The organism is Streptomyces sp. NPDC007084 (genome assembly GCF_040703595.1).
GTDB lineage: Bacteria > Actinomycetota > Actinomycetes > Streptomycetales > Streptomycetaceae > Streptomyces.
Genome location: NZ_JBEYFY010000048.1, coordinates 1 through 15,818, shown reverse-complemented (window position 1 = coordinate 15,818; position 15,818 = coordinate 1). Strand labels below are relative to the sequence as shown.

The following is a 15,818-nucleotide window of genomic DNA, read 5'->3' as shown; positions in this document are numbered from 1 at the left end:
CATGACCGTACGCAAGAACCAGGCGAGCCTGACCACGGACGAGAAGCGGCGCTTCGTCGCCGCGCTCCTCCAGCTCAAGCGCAGTGGCCGCTACGACGCCTTCGTCACGACGCACAACGCCTTCATCATCGGCGACACCGACAACGGCGAACGGACGGGCCACCGTTCACCGTCGTTCCTGCCCTGGCACCGCAGATTCCTGCTCGAGTTCGAGCGGGCCCTGCAGTCCGTGGACGCCTCGGTGGCGCTGCCCTACTGGGACTGGACCGCCGACCGCACCACCCGCTCCTCGCTGTGGGCGCCCGACTTCCTCGGCGGCACCGGGCGCAGCCTCGACGGCCGGATGATGGACGGCCCGTTCGCCGCCTCGACCGGCGACTGGCCGGTCACCGTGCGCGTGGACACCCGGACGTATCTGCGCCGGTCGCTGGGCACCGGGGTGCGGGAGCTGCCCACCCGCGCCGAGGTGGACTCCGTGCTCTCGATGGCGACGTACGACATGGCGCCCTGGAACAGCGCCTCGGACGGTTTCCGCAATCACCTCGAAGGGTGGCGGGGCGTCAACCTGCACAACCGGGTGCATGTGTGGGTGGGCGGCCAGATGGCCACCGGCGTCTCCCCGAACGACCCGGTGTTCTGGCTGCACCACGCCTACATAGACAAGCTGTGGGCGCAGTGGCAGCGCCGACACCCCGGGTCGGGGTACGTGCCGGTCGCGGGGACGCCGAACGTCGTGGACCTGGACGAGACGATGAAGCCGTGGAACGACGTCCGGCCCTCGGACCTGCTGGACCACACGGCCTTCTACACCTTCGACACGGACTGACCGGACACCCGGACGGACCGGCCGCCCGGCCGCCCGGCGGTCAGGCAGGCGGTCAGGCGGTCAGGCGGTGCTCGACGCCTCCCCGCGGCACTCGGGGTGGCCCCAGCCCTGGCCGTTCTTCGCGATGGTCTCCCCCGCCGCGTAGGAACGCCCGCAGACGCAGCGGCCGGGGAACTTCGCCTTGAGGGTGCGGCCCGACGCGCCCTGCCGGGGCGTCTTGGCGGCGGTGCGGCGGCGGGCCGGTGCCGAGGAGGCGGGGGTGTCGGGCGACGCCGGCGGCTCCGGGGAGCCGAGGTCGCTGCCGGCCGGCTGCTGCACGACGGCGGCCTGGCTGGCGGCGCGGTCGGCGAAGTCGTTCAGCCGGTCGCCGTCGACCTGGTGGGCGGGCACGTAGCGGAACTCCACGGTGCGGCCGGTGAGGAGTTCGTCGATCCGGGCGACGAGTTCCTGGTTGGCGACGGGCTTGCCCGCGGCCGTCTTCCAGCCCTTGCGCTTCCAGCCCGGCAGCCAGGTGGTGACCGCCTTCATCGCGTACTGGGAGTCCATCCGGATCTCCAGCGGGACGTCGGGCGCGACCGCCGTCAACAGGCGCTCCAGCGCCGTCAGTTCGGCGACGTTGTTGGTGGCGGTGCCGAGCGGGCCGGCCTCCCAGCGGGTGGGGGTCTCGTCCCCGTCGGCGACGACCCAGGCCCATCCTGCGGGTCCCGGGTTTCCCTTCGAGGCCCCGTCACAGGCGGCCACAACGCGTTCAGGCATGGCTCCGATCATGCCACGCCCGCACGGCGGTCCCGTCCACCGGGAGTGGGCTCACGGCAGGACCGCGTGCCCGGAGGTCGCGAGCAGGCGCAGGCCGAGCAGGGTGGCCGTGTGCAGCACGTACTTCCCGTCGCGGTGGCTGTCCACCAGGCCGCCGTCGCGCAGCACGCCGATCTGGTAGCTGACGCTGGGCATCGCGATCCCCACCGCCGCGGCGACCTCCGAGGTGGTGCGGGAACCGCCGAAGGCGACCTCGGTCAGGACGGCGGTCCGGGTGCGGCCCAGCAGGCGTTCGACACCGTCCTCGGTGTTGCGGGCGACGGTCAGCGGGGCCTTCTCCACCGGGTAGACCAGCACGGGATCGAGGCCGGGGTCGGCCAGCGCGGTCGGGCGGCGCCAGCAGAAGAACGAGGGGACGAGGAGCAGTCCGCGGCCCTCCAGGTACAGGTCCCGTTCGGTGGGATAGTCCACTTCGAGCACCGGGGCACGCCAGCGGGCCATCGGCCGCAGCCCCTCTAGCAGGGCTTGGGTCCCGCCGTCCAGGACGGCCCGGGAGCGCAGGTCGACATCGTTGCCGACGGCGGTGCGGATGTGCGGCCAGTACGGCTGGAGGAGGGTGCGGAAGTAGGCGGAGAGCGCGGCCGTGAGGGCGTGCAGCGTGTCTCCGCCGGGGCGGCCGAGGGAGGCCGTCCAAGGCGGCAGCGGACGGGACTCGGCCAGCCGGGTCAGGTCCTGGGTCAGCCGGGAGCGCGGGGTCCCGCGCAGCGCTTCGAGGCCGGCCGGCAGTCCCCCGCCGGTGACCGGCGGGGTGAGAAAGTCCGGGATGTATCCGGCCGCCGGGATCAGGGACCGTAACGGGCGCAGCGCACGGCCGGCGAGCGCGTCGGCGGCCAGCCGGTCGCGGGCGGCGCGCCGCCAGTGCCCGAAGTCGAGCGGTCCCTGACCGGTCTCCAGCCGGCAGACGCTGCAGACCAGTTCCCACAGGGGGTCCGGCTGCCGGGCGACCCGTACGTTCTGCAGGTCCTGCGAGGTGAAGTGGATACGCAGCATCGCGGTCTCTTTCGCTCGCCGTCCTGGTGGGGGGGCCGGCCACCCGCGGGTGGCACGGTCATCAGGAGGGACGAACACCGCGTGCCGGTGGTTGCCCGGGCGCCGGAAAGCGTCAGGACACGTCCGAAAGCCCCGGCATCTCGCCCTGGGTGGTGGACATGTCGATGACGGAGAACGAGGCGCCCTGCGGGTCGCTGATCGCCGCGAAGCGTCCGAACGGGCTGTCCATCGGCCCGAACCGCAGGATGCCGCCGCGCGCGGTCGCCCGGGCCACCGCCTCGTCGCAGTCGTCCACGGCGAAGTACACGTTGATGTACGGCGGTACCTCGGGCGGGAAGTCGTCCGTCATGGTCATCCGGCCGAGGACGGGGTTCCCGTCGAGGCTGAAGACGCGGAAGTCGACGTTGTCGTCCTCCATCTGCCGGGCGCTGTAGGGGAAGACGCCGGAGAAGAACGTGTCGGCCTTGCCTGCGTCGCGGGTGAAGACCTCGGCCCAGGCGTACGCGCCGGGCTCCCCCACCTTCTCGAAGCCCTCGTGGATTCCGCCCTGCCAGACGCCGAAGACGGCACCGCTCGGGTCGCGGGCCAGGGTCATGGTGCCGAAGTCGCCGACCCGCATCGGCTCCACGAGCACCTCGCCGCCGTTGGCCTTGATCTTCTCGGCGGTCGCGGCGGCGTCCGGGGAGGCCAGATACAGACACCAGGCGGACTGGCCCTCCTGGCCGGGCATCGGCGGTACGACGGCGGCCACCGCCTTGCCGTCGGAGAAGGCCTGCGTGTAGTTGCCGTACTCGGAGGACGACTCGCCGAAGGTCCAGCCGAGCACGTCACCGTAGAAACTCTTGGCCCCCTCGACATCGCTGAACATCGCGTCCGCCCAGCAGGGCGTTCCTTCGGGCTGTACGGCCATGACTGACGACCTTCTCCGGTTCGGTGGACGGTTCGGTTCCGCTTTTCACGCTAGCCAGGCTTCTCCCGGGTCGCGCGCCGAGCGGCGGGCGCCGCACGAGACTGGACGGAGGCGGACATGTGACCGACGGGACGGAGTGCGTGATGACACTCGCGTGGGAAGTGGCCCGGCCGGGGCCGGTCGAGGGAGAGCCGCTGCGCCGGGTGGACCGGCCGGTGCCGACGCCGGGCGCGGGCGAACTGCTGGTGCGGGTGAGCGCCTGCGGGGTGTGCCGCACCGATCTCCATGTCACCGAGGGCGACCTGCCCGTGCGCCGTGCCGGGGTGACGCCGGGCCACGAGGTCGTGGGGCGGGTGGCGGGCACGGGCCCCGGGGTCACCGGCTTTGCGCCGGGCGAGCGGGTGGGCGTCGCCTGGCTGCGCCGCGCGGACGGAACCTGCGCTTACTGCCTGCGCGGCGCCGAGAACCTGTGCCCGGCGTCCGAGTACACCGGCTGGGACGCGGACGGCGGCTACGCGGAGTACACGACGGTGCCGGCCGGCTTCGCCTACCGGCTGCCCGAGGGGGTGGACGACGTGGCCCTGGCTCCACTGCTGTGCGCGGGCATCATCGGCTACCGGGCGCTGCGCCGGGCCGCGCTGCCGCCGGGCGGCCGGCTCGGGCTGTACGGCTTCGGCGGCAGCGCCCATCTCTGCGCGCAGCTCGCGCTCGCCGAGGGCGCGACCGTGCACGTCCTGACCCGCGACCCGGCCGCGCGCCGCCTCGCGCTGGAGCTGGGCGCGGCCTCGGCGCGCGGCGCGTACGACGAACCGCCCGAGCGGCTCGACAGCGCGATCCTGTTCGCGCCGGTCGGCGATCTGGTGCCGGTCGCGCTGCGGGCGCTGGACCGGGGCGGGGTCCTGTCGGTGGCGGGCATCCACCTGAGCGACGTACCGCCGCTGCGCTACGAGAGCGAGCTGTTCTACGAGAAGGAGCTGCGCAGCGTCACCTCCAACACGCGCGAGGACGGGCGGGCGTTCCTGGCGCTGGCCGAGCGGCACGGGGTGCGGGCGACGACGCACGTCTATCCGCTGTCGCGGGCGCCGGAGGCGCTGCGGGACCTCAAGGCGGGCGCCTTCGACGGCGCGGCGGTACTGGTGAACGACGTCTCGCCGTCCTCCTGAGCGTGCGGGCGGGTCGCCGCCGTGCGTGGATGGAGCCGGGCGTGAGCTGCGGTGGAGGTGGCATGACGGGCCAGGGCGGTGAGCACACGGCGGACGCGGCGGTGCCGCCCGAGGCCGGGGCCGGCTCGTCGGCCGACGCCGTGGACGACACCCCCGCCGACGACGCCGTGGCCGACGCCGTCGACTCGGTCGGCACCACCCTCGACGGGCGGACCACCTGCGCGGAGCTGGCGGCGTTCGCCCACCGGCACCGCTGTGAGGCCGCCGCCGTGGATCTGCTGCCCTCGGCCGTGCCCGCCGGCGAGTGCGGCCGGGACCCCGTACTGTCCCGGGTCGCGACGGCGGGTCAGGCGGAATTGCTCACCCCGTCCACGGGCCCGCGTCCGCTGTCCGTTCGGGCGCTGGCGGAGGGACGTCCGGTGACGGCGTCGGTCGACCTGTCCGGCCGGACACCGCGCCAGGTCATGCTGGTGCCGCTGCTCGCGCGGGGACGGCTGTACGGGGTGCTGGCCGGCGTCCGGCGCGGGGCGCCGTTCAGCGACGCGGAGCTGGCGGGAGCGCGCCACGCGGCGCGCCTGGCGGCCGTGCACCTCGGGCACGCCCGCGACCACGACGCCGTTCGGGGCACCGTCCTGGACCTCCAGCGCGCGCTGCTGGCCGAGCCGGGCCGGCCGCACCCCAACCTGGACCTCGCCACCCGCTATCTGCCGGCCGGGGGCAGCACCCTGGTGGGCGGCGACTGGTTCGAGACCGTACGGCTGCACTTCGGGCGCACCCTGCTGGTGGTGGGCGACGTGATGGGGCACGGGCTGGACGCGGCGGTGGACATGAACGCCTACCGCTCGATGCTCCGCTATGTCGCCTCCACGGATCTGCCGCCCCACCGGGTGCTGCGCCGGCTGGACGCGGCGGTCGCCGAGGACGGCACCCGGCGTCCGGCGACCTGCCTTCTGGTGCGGGTCGATCCGGCCCGGGGCACGGCGGCGATCTCGGGCGCCGGACATCTGCCTCCGGTGGTGTTCGCCGGGGACGGCTCGGGCGAGCTGCTGTCGCTGCCGGTGGGCCCGCCGCTGGGCACCGGGGTGGGTGGCTACGAACAGGTGACGCGCGCGCTCGCCCCGGACGACACGCTGGTGATGTTCACCGACGGGCTGGTCGAGCGCCGGGGCGAGGACATCGACGCGTCGCTGGCGAGGCTGGCGGCGCTGCGGCTGCCGCCGGGGGCGGGTGTCGGCGGGCTGCTCGACGCGGTGCTCGGCAGGCTGGACGCCCGGCACGCGGAGGACGACGTGGCCGTCCTCGCGGCCCGTATCCGCGTGCGCCCGGCCGCCGACTGAGCCACGTCCCGCGGCCTGCCAGGGCGCCGACCGAGCCACGCCCGCCGTCCGCCCGGCCGCCGAACGAGCCACACGCGCCCTCGTCCGGCCTTCGAACGAGCCGCGCCCGCGGTCCCTCCCCGGCGCACGCGGTCCGCTCGTGCCGCGGACCGCTCGTGCCGCCGGTGCCGCCCCCCGGCTCCGGCGCTGCGGCCGTACGTGAACGGGCCCGGCACCGGCACCCGGCCAAGGGTGTAGTCCGGGGTCCGCCTGGGGAGAGAGCGCTTGCTCCTACTAGGCCACTGGAGGGACCACCGCCGATGGCGTCGTCCGAGAAACCGCTCGACCACCGCTACCGGGACGAGCACCCGATCCGCACCCTCACCTATCTGTTCCGCGCCGACCGCGCCCGGCTCGCCGCCGCGTTCCTCGTCTTCACCGTCAAGCACAGCCCGCTGTGGCTGCTGCCGCTGATCACCGCGTCCATCATCGACACCGTCGTCCAGCACCGGCCGGTGACCCGGATCTGGCTGAGCGCCGGGATCATCCTGTTCATCCTGCTGGTCAACATCCCCATGCACCTGCTGTACGTCCGGCTCCTGTACGGCAGTGTCCGCCGCATGGGCACGGACCTGCGGTCGGCGCTGTGCACCCGGATGCAGCAGCTCTCCATCGGCTACCACTCGCGGGTCAGCGCGGGTGTCCTCCAGGCCAAGGTGATCCGCGACGTGGAGACCGTGGAGCAGATGGTCCAGCAGACGGCCGAGACCGGGCTCGGCGCGCTGACCGTGCTCACCGGCGGTCTCGTCGTCATCGCCGTGCGCACACCGGAGTTCGTGCCCGTCTTCCTGTGCGTGGTGCCGGTCGCCGCGCTGCTGGTGGCCCGGCTGCGGACGCGGCTGCGCACCCAGAACGAGCACTTCCGGCACGAGGTCGAGCATCTGTCCTCACGGGTGACGGAGATGACCCGGCTGATACCGGTCACCCGGGCCCACGGCCTGGAGGGCAAGGCGCTGCGCCGGGTGGACGGCACGCTGCGCCAGGTGCTCAGCTCGGGTCTGCGCCTCGACCTGCTCAACGGCCGGTTCGGCGCGCTGGCCTGGGTGTTCCTGAACGCGGTCGGCGTCCTCTTCCTGACGGGCGCCGCGCTGGTGTCGTACTACGGGTACTGGAGTGTCACGCCGGGCGACGTGGTGATGCTCAGCGCGTTCCTGACCACTCTCACCAACTCCACCACCACGCTGGCGGGTCTCGCGCCGGTCATCACCAAGGGCCTGGAGTCGGTGCGTTCGGTCGGCGAGGTGCTCCAGGCGCCCGAACTGGAGGACAACGAGGGCAAGACGGAGGTCGTCTCGGTGCGGGGCGCGGTGACCTTCGAGGGAGTCGGTCACACCTACGCGCAGGGACCGGGACGCGCTCACGAACAAGGGCCGCCCGCCGTACGGGACTTCACCCTGGCCGTCGCCCCCGGGGAGACCGTGGCGCTGGTGGGGGCCTCGGGGGCCGGCAAGTCCACGGTGCTCAACCTGGTCATCGGGTTCATCCGTCCGACGTCGGGCCGGCTGCTGCTCGACGGCACCGACATGGCGGAGCTGGACCTGCGGACATACCGGAGGTTCGTGTCGGTCGTGCCGCAGGAGTCCATCCTGTTCGACGGCACGGTGCGGGAGAACGTCGCCTACGGCATGGACGACGCCGGGGACGACGTGGTGCGCGCGGCGCTGCGGGACGCCAACGCGCTGGAGTTCGTGGACCGGCTGCCGCAGGGCCTGGACACCCTGGTCGGCGAGCACGGGGCCCGGCTCTCCGGCGGTCAGCGGCAACGGCTCGCCATCGCGCGGGCGCTGATCCGCGACCCCCGGGTGCTCATTTTGGACGAGGCCACCTCCGCGCTGGACACCCACTCCGAGGCCCTGGTCCAGCAGGCGCTGGCGCGGCTGCTGCGGGGCCGCACCACGTTCGTCGTGGCCCACCGGCTGTCCACCGTCCAGGGCGCGGACCGGATCGTGGTGATGGGCGACGGGGCGATCCAGGAGGTCGGCTCGCACGAGGAACTGCTCCGGCGGGGCGGCGCGTACACGGCGCTGCACTCCGGGCAGCTCGCGTGATCCACGGGGGCGCCGCCCGCCGGCGCCCCCGGCCCGGTACCCGTCCGCCCGGCCGGGCGGAAAACTCCGTACGGGGCGCCCCTCGGCCGGAGTTAGCATGCCCGGACATGAACCGCACCAACACCCCCGGCACTTCCGGCACTTCCGGCACCCCCGGCATCCGGCCGTTCCGGCTCGACGTCCCGCAGAGCGAGCTGGACGACCTGCACCAGCGCCTCGACCGCACCCGCTGGCCCGACGAACTCCCGGGCGTCGGCTGGTCGTACGGGGTACCGAGGGACTACCTCCGGGAACTCGTACGGTACTGGCGGCACGACTACGACTGGCGGGCGGCGGAGGCGCGGCTCAACGCGTGGCCGCAGTTCACCACCGAGATCGACGGGGCCCGGCTGCACTTCGCGCACATCCGGTCGCCGGAACCCGACGCGACCCCGCTGATCGTCACCCACGGCTGGCCCGGTTCGATCGTCGAGTTCACCGACGTGGTGGGGCCGTTGACCGACCCTCGCGCGCACGGCGGCGACCCGGCCGACGCCTTTCATCTGGTCGTGCCGAGCCTCCCGGGCTTCGGGCTCTCGGGGCCGACCCGGGACACCGGCTGGGAGTTCACCCGGATCGCCGCCGCCTTCGCCGTGCTCATGGAGCGTCTCGGCTACCGGCGCTACGGCGCCCAGGGCGGCGACTGGGGCGGGGCCGTCTCGCGCGAACTGGGCCGGGCCCACCCGGAGCGGCTGATCGGCGTCCACCTCAACCTGCTGCCCGGCTCGTCCGCCACCACGGAGCCGACCGAGGCGGAACTCGCCGCGCTCAGCCCCGAGGAGCGCGAACGCACCCTGCTGTCCTGGCGGCGGGGCCAGGAGTGGAACCGCGAGGAGGGCGGCTACGCGGCGATCCAGGCGACCCGGCCGCAGACGCTCGCCTACGCCCTCACCGACTCGCCCGTCGGCCAACTCGCCTGGATCGCCGAGAAGTTCCGCCAGTGGACGGACTCGGGCGACCGCCCCGAGGACGCCGTGGACCGCGATCTGCTGCTGACCGACGTGATGCTGTACTGGCTGACCGGCACGGCCGGTTCGTCCGCGCGGATCTACTACGAGCGGGCCCACGCCGACTACTGGGGCAAGCCGCCCGAGCCGTCCTCCGCGCCGACCGCCCTGGCCGTCTTCCCCGAGGAGAACTTCGTCCCGCTGCGCCATGTGGCCGAGCGCGCCGACCGGATCGTGCGCTGGACCGAGTTCGACCGGGGCGGGCACTTCGCCGCGCTGGAGGAGCCGGACCTGCTGGTCGCGGACGTCAGGGCCTTCTTCCGCGAGCTGCGCGCGGCCTCCTGACCCCGGCTCTGCCGTGGGCGAATCTGCCGTGGGCCGAGAAAACGGCTCCGTGGGCGCGGGCGGGTCAACAGTGGGGTGAGCGCGGCGAGGCCCGTCGCGTCCCCACCAGGTCGCGTCACCATCAGGAGGAACCATGACCCCACTGAGCACCGGCCGGTCCCCGGCCCTCGCCCCACGGGCCGAGGAGGGCGACACTCCCGCGACCCGCTTCGACGACCATCTGGCCGCGCAGTTGCTGGCCCAGCGGATCGTCTTCCTCGGCACACAGGTGGACGAGGTCTCCGCGAACCGGGTCTGCGCGCAGCTTCTCCTGCTCTCCGCGGAGGACGCGCGCACCGACATCGCGCTGTACATCAACAGCCCCGGCGGTTCGGTGACGGCGGGGCTCGCCATCTACGACACCCTGCGGCTCATCCCGAACGACGTGTCCACGCTCGTCATGGGGTTCGCGGCGAGCATGGGGCAGTTCCTGCTGACGGTGGGGACGCACGGCAAGCGGTTCGCGCTGCCGAACGCGCGGATCATGATGCACCAGCCGTCCGCGGGCATCGGCGGCACCACGGCCGACATCGAGATCCAGGCGCGGAACCTGGAGTTCACCAAGCGGGCCATCGAGCGGATCACGGCGGAGCACACCGGGCAGAGCGAGGAGACGATCTCCCGGGACGGCGACCGGGACCGCTGGTTCACGGCCGAACAGGCCCGGGAGTACGGCATGGTGGACCGGGTCGTGGAGTCCCTGGAGGACGTCCGCCCGGCCGCGTCACGGCGACGGATGGGACTCTGACATGGGGACGTACACGATTCCGAACGTCGTGGAGCGCACTCCGCAGGGCGAGCGGTCCTACGACGTGTTCAGCCGGCTGCTGTCCGAGCGGATCATCTTCCTCGGCACCGAGATCGACGACGGCGTCGCCAACGTCGTCATCGCGCAACTCCTCCATCTGGAGTCGGCGAGCCCGGAGAGCGAGATCGCCCTCTACATCAACTCGCCCGGCGGCTCCTTCACTTCGCTCATGGCGATCTACGACACGATGACGTTCGTGCAGGCGCCGATCTCCACGTTCTGTGTGGGGCAGGCGGCGTCGACGGCCGCGGTGCTGCTGGCCGGCGGCGATCCCGGACGGCGCTTCGTGCTGGAGCACGCGCGGGTGCTGCTCGGCCAGCCGGCCAGTGGCGGGCGGCAGGGAACGGTGTCGGACCTCAGCCTCCAGGCCAAGGAGATGCTGCGGATCCGCTCGCAGGTCGAGGAGGTCCTCTCCCGGCACACCGGGCACGACCCGGCGGCGCTGCGGGCGGACATGGACCGCGACAAGTTCCTCACCGCCGGGGAGGCCGTGGAGTACGGGCTCGCGGACGAGGTGCTGAGCCGCCGGCTCGCGCTGGTCTGAGCCCCTGGCGGCGCCCCCGGGGCCGTGCACTGGACGTCAGGCGGCGAGGCACATCCCGTCGTACCGGGAGGCCGGGGCGGAGCGGCCCCGGCCGGAGACGGTTCCGGGAGCTGTTCCGGGTACGGTTCCGCGCACCGGGTGCCGGGTCAGCTCCCGTTGGGCGAGCGAGAGCAGATCCGTGAGACCGAGGCCGAGGGCGCGCGCGGCGGCGGCGAGGACCTCGGAGGAGGCCTCCTTGCGGCCGCGTTCCAGCTCGGAGAGGTAGGGCATGGAGATCCGGGCGGCGTCGGCCACGTCCTGGAGGGTGCGCTCCTGCGCCTGCCGCTCACGGCGCAGGACGTCGCCGACGAGGTCCCGCCACAGGGGCTCCTTCGGCGGCGGCCCCGCCGGGACCGGCCGCGTCCCGTGCGGCGGGCGCGGGCCGCGCGGTGTCCGGACCGGGGTCTCGCCCCCGGCCGGGGCCGGGCGCAGCGGGATGACGCGGGCTTCGTTCGGCACGTGGTCGCTCACCCCTTCAGCCTAGGAGCCCCTGGCCGCAGGGGAAGGGACCGGCGTTCCGCTCTCGGTGAATCCGCCGCGCCGGCGCGGCACCCCGGCGGCACGTCGGCACGTCGGCACGTCGGCAACGGCCGGCCCGGTCAGGACGAGAGACCCGGAGAGGCCTGCGAGGACTCGGGGGTCAGGTCCTGCGAGGCCGAGCCGGACTCCGATCCGGACTCCGGGGCGGACTCGGGCGCCGACGAGGGCGGCGCGCTGGAGGGCGTCTCGGGGGCCGGGGAATCCGGGGGCGAGGCGGGCGAGGACGGCGTGGAGGGTGCCGAGCTGCCGGGCGACTCGGACGAGGGCGGGCACGAGCCGCCCGCGTCGCACGGGGAGGCGGAGGTCGAGTCGCTCACCGAGGGCGAGGGGCTCTCGGGCGGCCGGGTCTTCTCGTCCCGCTGGGTGTCGGCGCCCTTGTGCCGGGCGATCCACTCGTTGCTGTCGGGGTCGAAGATGACGAACACGTCGATGACGGTCTTCGCGGGCTCGACCACCACGACGTTCTGCGGCCGGTAGCCGGGCCAGGTGTCGCCGGTCTGCTTCGGTGTGCCCTTCTGCGGAACCGGCGCGAGGAGCGGGTTGCCGCAGGCGCACCGCACCCGGGGCACGCCGTGCGCGTCCACCAGGACGGCGGTTCCGGCCTGGAGGACCGCCTGGTAGGTGGTCGGAGCGCCGTCACGGTAGCCATGGTTGGTGACGCGGGTGTCCATGCGGAGCTGAACGGGGGTCAGGGAGCGCAGATAGGCGGGGACCTGGGAGGGCTGGATGCCCTCCACGGAGGCGAACGCCTTGTTCTTCGCCGGGTCCGCCTTGAGGGCGCCGATCTGCTTCTCCACGTCGCAGCTCGCCACGTTGCGGGTGCCGCCGTAGAGGCCGGGCGCGGAGCCGCTGACGGCACGGGTCACGTTGGCCGGTTCCGACGAGCCCGGCGTGGTGGGGGTCTGCGGTTCGGTGGAGCTGTCGTTCGCGGTCGACTCGGTGAACGCGTCGGGCCCGGTCTTGTCCGCGGACTGCAGGAAGACCTCGCTTCCGGCGTTCTGGGTCCTGCCGGTCCCTCCGTCACCGCCGCCGTTGTTGCCGGTGAGGACGACGCCGAGGATCACCGCCGCGGCGATGACGCCGGTGATCAGCGCGACGCGCGGCGCGGACTTCCACCAGGGCCGGTCGGGGCCGCCGCCCTTGGGTGCCGGCCCGGTGGAACCGCCGCCGGGCCCGGAAGGTCCGCCCGGACCTCCGGAGCCCGAGCCACCCGGCCCGGACCCGCCGGAGCCGCCCGATCCCGGACCACCCGCTCCCCCGCCCGCGCCGGACGCGCCGCCGGGCGGCCCTGACGGCGGGCTGCCGCTGGGCTGGGTGGGGGTCGGCGCGGCGGGGCCGGGCCGCGAAGGACCCGACAGCGGGCCCGAGGGCGGGCCGGTGGGGCGGCCGGAGGACGGCGGTTCGACGCTCACAAGCTCCTCTTCCCGGCGGAGGGGCGCCACGGCGGCCGAGAAGGACGCACCGCTGTACGCCGAGGCAGATGCCGCGCTCCGCTTATTCCGCGTATGCCATTCAGTCCGCTTGGTCCGCTTAATCCACAACGAACCCATTGTGTGCTCCGGTCCGGTGCCGCCCGCAAGCCGACGCGGTCGGACCCTCCCGAGGGGCGGAGCGTGCCACCGCTGCTTAGCGTGACAGCGTGAGCCCCCAGACACCGTCCGACCAGCCAGTCGACCGCCGCGACCCGCCGTCGGCCGCCCGACACGGCTGGCTCCAGGCCCTCGTGGCCGTACTGGCGGCCCTGATCGCCATGGCGGTGGTCGCGGCGCTCGGACTGTGGGCGTCGGGCGCCACCGGCCTGCCCGACAACGCCTACCCCCGGGTCGTCGCGGTCACCGTCGTGACGGCGGTCGGCGGCACGATCGGGTTCACCGGCGACGCCGGGGCCATCGCCGACACCAAGGCCGGTCTGACGGTCGTCCCGCTGTCGGTGACCCTGGTCGGGGCCCTCGTGCTCGCGGCGGGGTTCCTGCGCCCACTGCGCCACCGTGCCGTCGCGGGCACTGCGGAACTCGCCGGCTGGGCCGGGCGGATCGCCGTCCTGTGGGTGCTCGCCCTGGTCGGGCTGGCGCTCGCGGCCCGTCAGGACTTCAGCGTGTCCCTCGGCGACGGCACGATCGGCGCCATCGGCGACCTGTTCGGCGCGACACCGAAGGTCGGCTTCAAGGCGGATGCGGGCCCGACGATCGGCTTCGGACTGCTGTGGCTGGCGGGGGTCTTCGTGATCGCCCTGCTGGTCTCGCGGGGCGCCCCGCTGCCCGCGCGTCTGCTGCGCTTCCAGGAGTCGGTGCGCCCGGCCGCGTACGCGATGGTGGCCTTGCTGCTCGCCTGCGTGGGTATCGGCGTGATCGTCGGGCTGGTGGTCGCGGCGACCCGGGGGCATGTACCGGAGACGTTCGCCGTCCTGCTCCTCGGGCTGCCCAATCTCGTCTGGCTCGCCTTCACGATCGGACTGGGGGCCACCTGGAACGGACGGGTGGACGGGCCGTTCGGGCTGCCGATGCCGCGCCTGCTGGACGAGGTGCTGCGCACCCCGGACGTGTCCACGCTCAATCTGAACAGCCTGGCCGAGCACGACGGGCGGGTCTGGTGGCTGGTGGTGGTCGACGCGGTGCTGCTGCTCGGCGCGGCCTTCCTGATGGCGGCCCGCTCACCGGCCCGGACGCGGGCCTGGCAGCACGCGGTGCACATGGCGGTCGCGCTGGCGCTCACCGTCCTCGTGATCTGTCTCCTCGGCCGGCTGTCGGCGCACTACGGCCTGTCGATCCTCGGGCTCGGTGACATCGGCGGCGGCCTGAACGGCGAGATCCTCCTCAAGCCCCGGGTGTGGGGCGCCCTCGGCTTCGCCGTGCTGTGGGGGCTCGTCACGGGGTTCCTCGGCGCGCTGCTGGCCAGGGGCGTCCGCCGCAGGGGCGAGGTGGCATCCCGCTGAGGCGCGGCACCCCGGCCGGGGTGCCGTCAGGAGGGGAACACCGGGAGGGCCCAGTCCGGCGGTTTCGGCGGCGGGCCCGGCGGGCCTGCGGGGGCGGAGCCCCGGGTTTCCGCCGGCGCCCACGCGGCCGGGCCGGTGGCCTGGCCCCGGGCGGCGGCGCGCAGCGCGCTCACGAAGGCGAGGCAGGAGTCGTAGCGGTCGTCGGGGCTCTTGGCCAGCGCCTTCGCGAGGACGGCGTCGACCGCGTCCGGGATGCCGGGGCGCTTGCTGCTCAGGGCGGGCGGCTGGTCGTACTGGTGGGCCCACAGCAGCGCCATGTCGTCGTCGCGCTGGAATGGCGGCCGGCCGGCCATGGTCTCGTAGACGACGCAGCCGAGGCTGTAGACGTCGCAGCGGCCGTCGACGGGCTTGCCGGAGATCTGCTCCGGCGCCACGTAGTCGAGGGTGCCGACGAACTGGCCCACACTGGTGAAACCGGTCAGCGACAGCGACTTCTTGGTGAGCCCGAAGTCCGTGAGGTAGACGTGTTCGGGGTGGTCGCTGTCGGTGCCCTGGGCGACCAGGATGTTGCCCGGCTTCACGTCCCGGTGGACGAGCCCGTGGTCGTGGGCCGCGTCCAGGGCCGAGGCGACCTGGAGTCCGATCCGGGCGGCCACCGTGACGGACAGCGGCCCCTCGCGGTCCAGGAGATGACGCAGGTCGCGGCCGGCCACGTAGCGCATGGCGATGTACAGGACGCCGTCCGTCTCGCCCGCCTCGAAGACCGGGACGATGTGCGGATGGTCGATCGCCGCGGCGACCCGGGACTCGTGGGTGAACCGGCCGCGGAAGGTGTCGTTGCGGGCGAGTTCGGGGGCGAGGAGCTTGAGGGCGACGGTGCGGTCCAGGCGGAGGTCCTTGGCCTGGTAGACCACGGCCATGCCGCCGCGGCCGATCTCGCGCTCGATCCGGTAGCCCGCGATGCGCCGGCCGACCAGCTCGGACGGCCGCCCCGCGAACGGACTCGCCTCGCGCCCCGGCCCGTCCCCCGCCATCAGGGCGGCCCCGGTTCGTCGTCCACGGCGACGACCCGGGTGGGCTCATGCCCACCCCCTTTCGCCCCGGCTCCCGGCTCCCGGCCCTGCGCGGGTCCGCCTTCCGAGTCCACCACTTGAGTGGGCTCGGCCTCCCGGCCGGCGTCCGGGCCGGGGGCAGCCCGCGGCGCGGGTTCGCCCTCTTGGTCCACCACCCGCGTGGGCTCGGCCTCCCGACCGGGGGCCGCGAGGGGCGCGGGGGCGGGCTCCGGGTTCACGCGCCCAGCGGGCGCGGGCTGCCGGTCAGGAACCGGTGCGGATTCGCCTCCCGGGGTCACCACCCGGGTGGGCTCGCCATCCCGGCCGGCGACCGGCACGGGGTCCGGGCCGGGAGCGGCCGGCGGCGCGGGGTCGGGGGCCGCGTTCACGCGCCGCCCAGCGGG

14 protein-coding genes are annotated in these 15,818 nt (G+C 73.9%); 8 read left to right on the top strand and 6 right to left on the bottom strand.

Annotated elements, in window-relative coordinates:
• The first annotated feature begins 1 nt into the window (after position 1).
• The gene (locus AB0912_RS27970; RefSeq protein ID WP_366704541.1) at positions 2-826 is read left to right on the top strand and encodes a tyrosinase family protein; all 825 of its coding nucleotides are present in this window, start codon (positions 2-4) and stop codon (positions 824-826) included.
• A 60-nt stretch (positions 827-886) separates the two neighbouring features.
• Here AB0912_RS27970 and AB0912_RS27965 read toward each other — a convergent pair whose 3' ends face one another.
• The 3 genes from AB0912_RS27965 to AB0912_RS27955 all read right to left on the bottom strand — a co-directional run bounded on the left by AB0912_RS27965 (position 887) and on the right by AB0912_RS27955 (position 3,542).
• The gene (locus AB0912_RS27965) at positions 887-1,594 is read right to left on the bottom strand and encodes a ribonuclease H (protein ID WP_366704539.1); all 708 of its coding nucleotides are present in this window, start codon (positions 1,592-1,594) and stop codon (positions 887-889) included.
• A gap of 39 nt (positions 1,595-1,633) precedes the next feature.
• Positions 1,634-2,632 (bottom strand): helix-turn-helix domain-containing protein, encoded by a 999-nt coding sequence (locus AB0912_RS27960; RefSeq protein ID WP_366704537.1) that lies wholly within the window; start codon positions 2,630-2,632, stop codon positions 1,634-1,636.
• A gap of 112 nt (positions 2,633-2,744) precedes the next feature.
• The gene (locus AB0912_RS27955) at positions 2,745-3,542 is read right to left on the bottom strand and encodes a VOC family protein (RefSeq protein WP_366704535.1); all 798 of its coding nucleotides are present in this window, start codon (positions 3,540-3,542) and stop codon (positions 2,745-2,747) included.
• Between the two features lie 143 nt (positions 3,543-3,685).
• Here AB0912_RS27955 and AB0912_RS27950 point away from each other — a divergent pair, with 143 nt between their 5' ends.
• The 6 genes from AB0912_RS27950 (at position 3,686) to AB0912_RS27925 (ending at position 10,851) form a co-directional block, all read left to right on the top strand.
• Positions 3,686-4,705 carry a zinc-binding alcohol dehydrogenase family protein gene (locus tag AB0912_RS27950; protein ID WP_366704533.1) on the top strand — a complete coding sequence of 340 codons (1,020 nt, stop codon included), beginning with the start codon at positions 3,686-3,688 and terminating at the stop codon, positions 4,703-4,705.
• Between the two features lie 62 nt (positions 4,706-4,767).
• Entirely contained in the window at positions 4,768-6,042 is a 1,275-nt protein-coding gene (locus AB0912_RS27945) for a GAF domain-containing SpoIIE family protein phosphatase (RefSeq protein ID WP_366704531.1), read from the top strand.
• Positions 6,043-6,341: 299 nt separating this feature from the next.
• On the top strand, positions 6,342-8,129 hold the full coding sequence (locus AB0912_RS27940; protein WP_366704529.1) for an ABC transporter ATP-binding protein: 1,788 nt from the start codon (positions 6,342-6,344) through the stop codon (positions 8,127-8,129).
• Positions 8,130-8,236: 107 nt separating this feature from the next.
• The gene (locus tag AB0912_RS27935) at positions 8,237-9,460 is read left to right on the top strand and encodes an epoxide hydrolase family protein (RefSeq protein ID WP_366704527.1); all 1,224 of its coding nucleotides are present in this window, start codon (positions 8,237-8,239) and stop codon (positions 9,458-9,460) included.
• 133 nt (positions 9,461-9,593) lie between these two features.
• The gene (locus AB0912_RS27930; RefSeq protein ID WP_366704525.1) at positions 9,594-10,247 is read left to right on the top strand and encodes an ATP-dependent Clp protease proteolytic subunit; all 654 of its coding nucleotides are present in this window, start codon (positions 9,594-9,596) and stop codon (positions 10,245-10,247) included.
• 1 nt (position 10,248) lies between these two features.
• Entirely contained in the window at positions 10,249-10,851 is a 603-nt protein-coding gene (locus AB0912_RS27925; protein WP_366704523.1) for an ATP-dependent Clp protease proteolytic subunit, read from the top strand.
• 36 nt (positions 10,852-10,887) lie between these two features.
• Here AB0912_RS27925 and AB0912_RS27920 read toward each other — a convergent pair whose 3' ends face one another.
• Complete coding sequence (locus tag AB0912_RS27920; RefSeq protein WP_366704522.1) at positions 10,888-11,361, bottom strand: helix-turn-helix transcriptional regulator; 474 nt, start codon at positions 11,359-11,361, stop codon at positions 10,888-10,890.
• A 128-nt stretch (positions 11,362-11,489) separates the two neighbouring features.
• Positions 11,490-12,842, bottom strand: coding sequence for a DUF6777 domain-containing protein (locus AB0912_RS27915; RefSeq protein WP_366704521.1), 1,353 nt, complete (start codon positions 12,840-12,842; stop codon positions 11,490-11,492).
• 227 nt (positions 12,843-13,069) lie between these two features.
• Here AB0912_RS27915 and AB0912_RS27910 point away from each other — a divergent pair, with 227 nt between their 5' ends.
• Positions 13,070-14,362, top strand: a complete 1,293-nt coding sequence (locus AB0912_RS27910; protein ID WP_366704519.1) for a streptophobe family protein — start codon at positions 13,070-13,072, stop codon at positions 14,360-14,362.
• 26 nt (positions 14,363-14,388) lie between these two features.
• Here the strand turns inward: AB0912_RS27910 and AB0912_RS27905 are convergent, their stop codons facing one another.
• A complete protein-coding gene (locus tag AB0912_RS27905) occupies positions 14,389-15,396 on the bottom strand; it encodes a serine/threonine-protein kinase (protein ID WP_366704517.1) in 1,008 nt (335 codons plus the stop codon).
• Positions 15,397-15,818 lie beyond the last annotated feature (422 nt).

Excerpts from the sequence above, each read along its gene's own strand:
- AB0912_RS27970 (WP_366704541.1), top strand. The coding sequence starts at position 2 with ATGACCGTACGCAAGAACCAGGCGAGCCTGACCACGGACGAGAAGCGG.
- AB0912_RS27950 (WP_366704533.1), top strand. The coding sequence starts at position 3,686 with ATGACACTCGCGTGGGAAGTGGCCCGGCCGGGGCCGGTCGAGGGAGAG.
- AB0912_RS27940 (WP_366704529.1), top strand. The coding sequence starts at position 6,342 with ATGGCGTCGTCCGAGAAACCGCTCGACCACCGCTACCGGGACGAGCAC.
- AB0912_RS27945 (WP_366704531.1), top strand. The coding sequence starts at position 4,768 with ATGACGGGCCAGGGCGGTGAGCACACGGCGGACGCGGCGGTGCCGCCC.
- AB0912_RS27960 (WP_366704537.1), bottom strand. The coding sequence starts at position 2,632 with ATGCTGCGTATCCACTTCACCTCGCAGGACCTGCAGAACGTACGGGTC.
- AB0912_RS27965 (WP_366704539.1), bottom strand. The coding sequence starts at position 1,594 with ATGATCGGAGCCATGCCTGAACGCGTTGTGGCCGCCTGTGACGGGGCC.
- AB0912_RS27935 (WP_366704527.1), top strand. The coding sequence starts at position 8,237 with ATGAACCGCACCAACACCCCCGGCACTTCCGGCACTTCCGGCACCCCC.
- AB0912_RS27925 (WP_366704523.1), top strand. The coding sequence starts at position 10,249 with ATGGGGACGTACACGATTCCGAACGTCGTGGAGCGCACTCCGCAGGGC.
- AB0912_RS27905 (WP_366704517.1), bottom strand. The coding sequence starts at position 15,396 with ATGGCGGGGGACGGGCCGGGGCGCGAGGCGAGTCCGTTCGCGGGGCGG.
- AB0912_RS27930 (WP_366704525.1), top strand. The coding sequence starts at position 9,594 with ATGACCCCACTGAGCACCGGCCGGTCCCCGGCCCTCGCCCCACGGGCC.
- AB0912_RS27955 (WP_366704535.1), bottom strand. The coding sequence starts at position 3,542 with ATGGCCGTACAGCCCGAAGGAACGCCCTGCTGGGCGGACGCGATGTTC.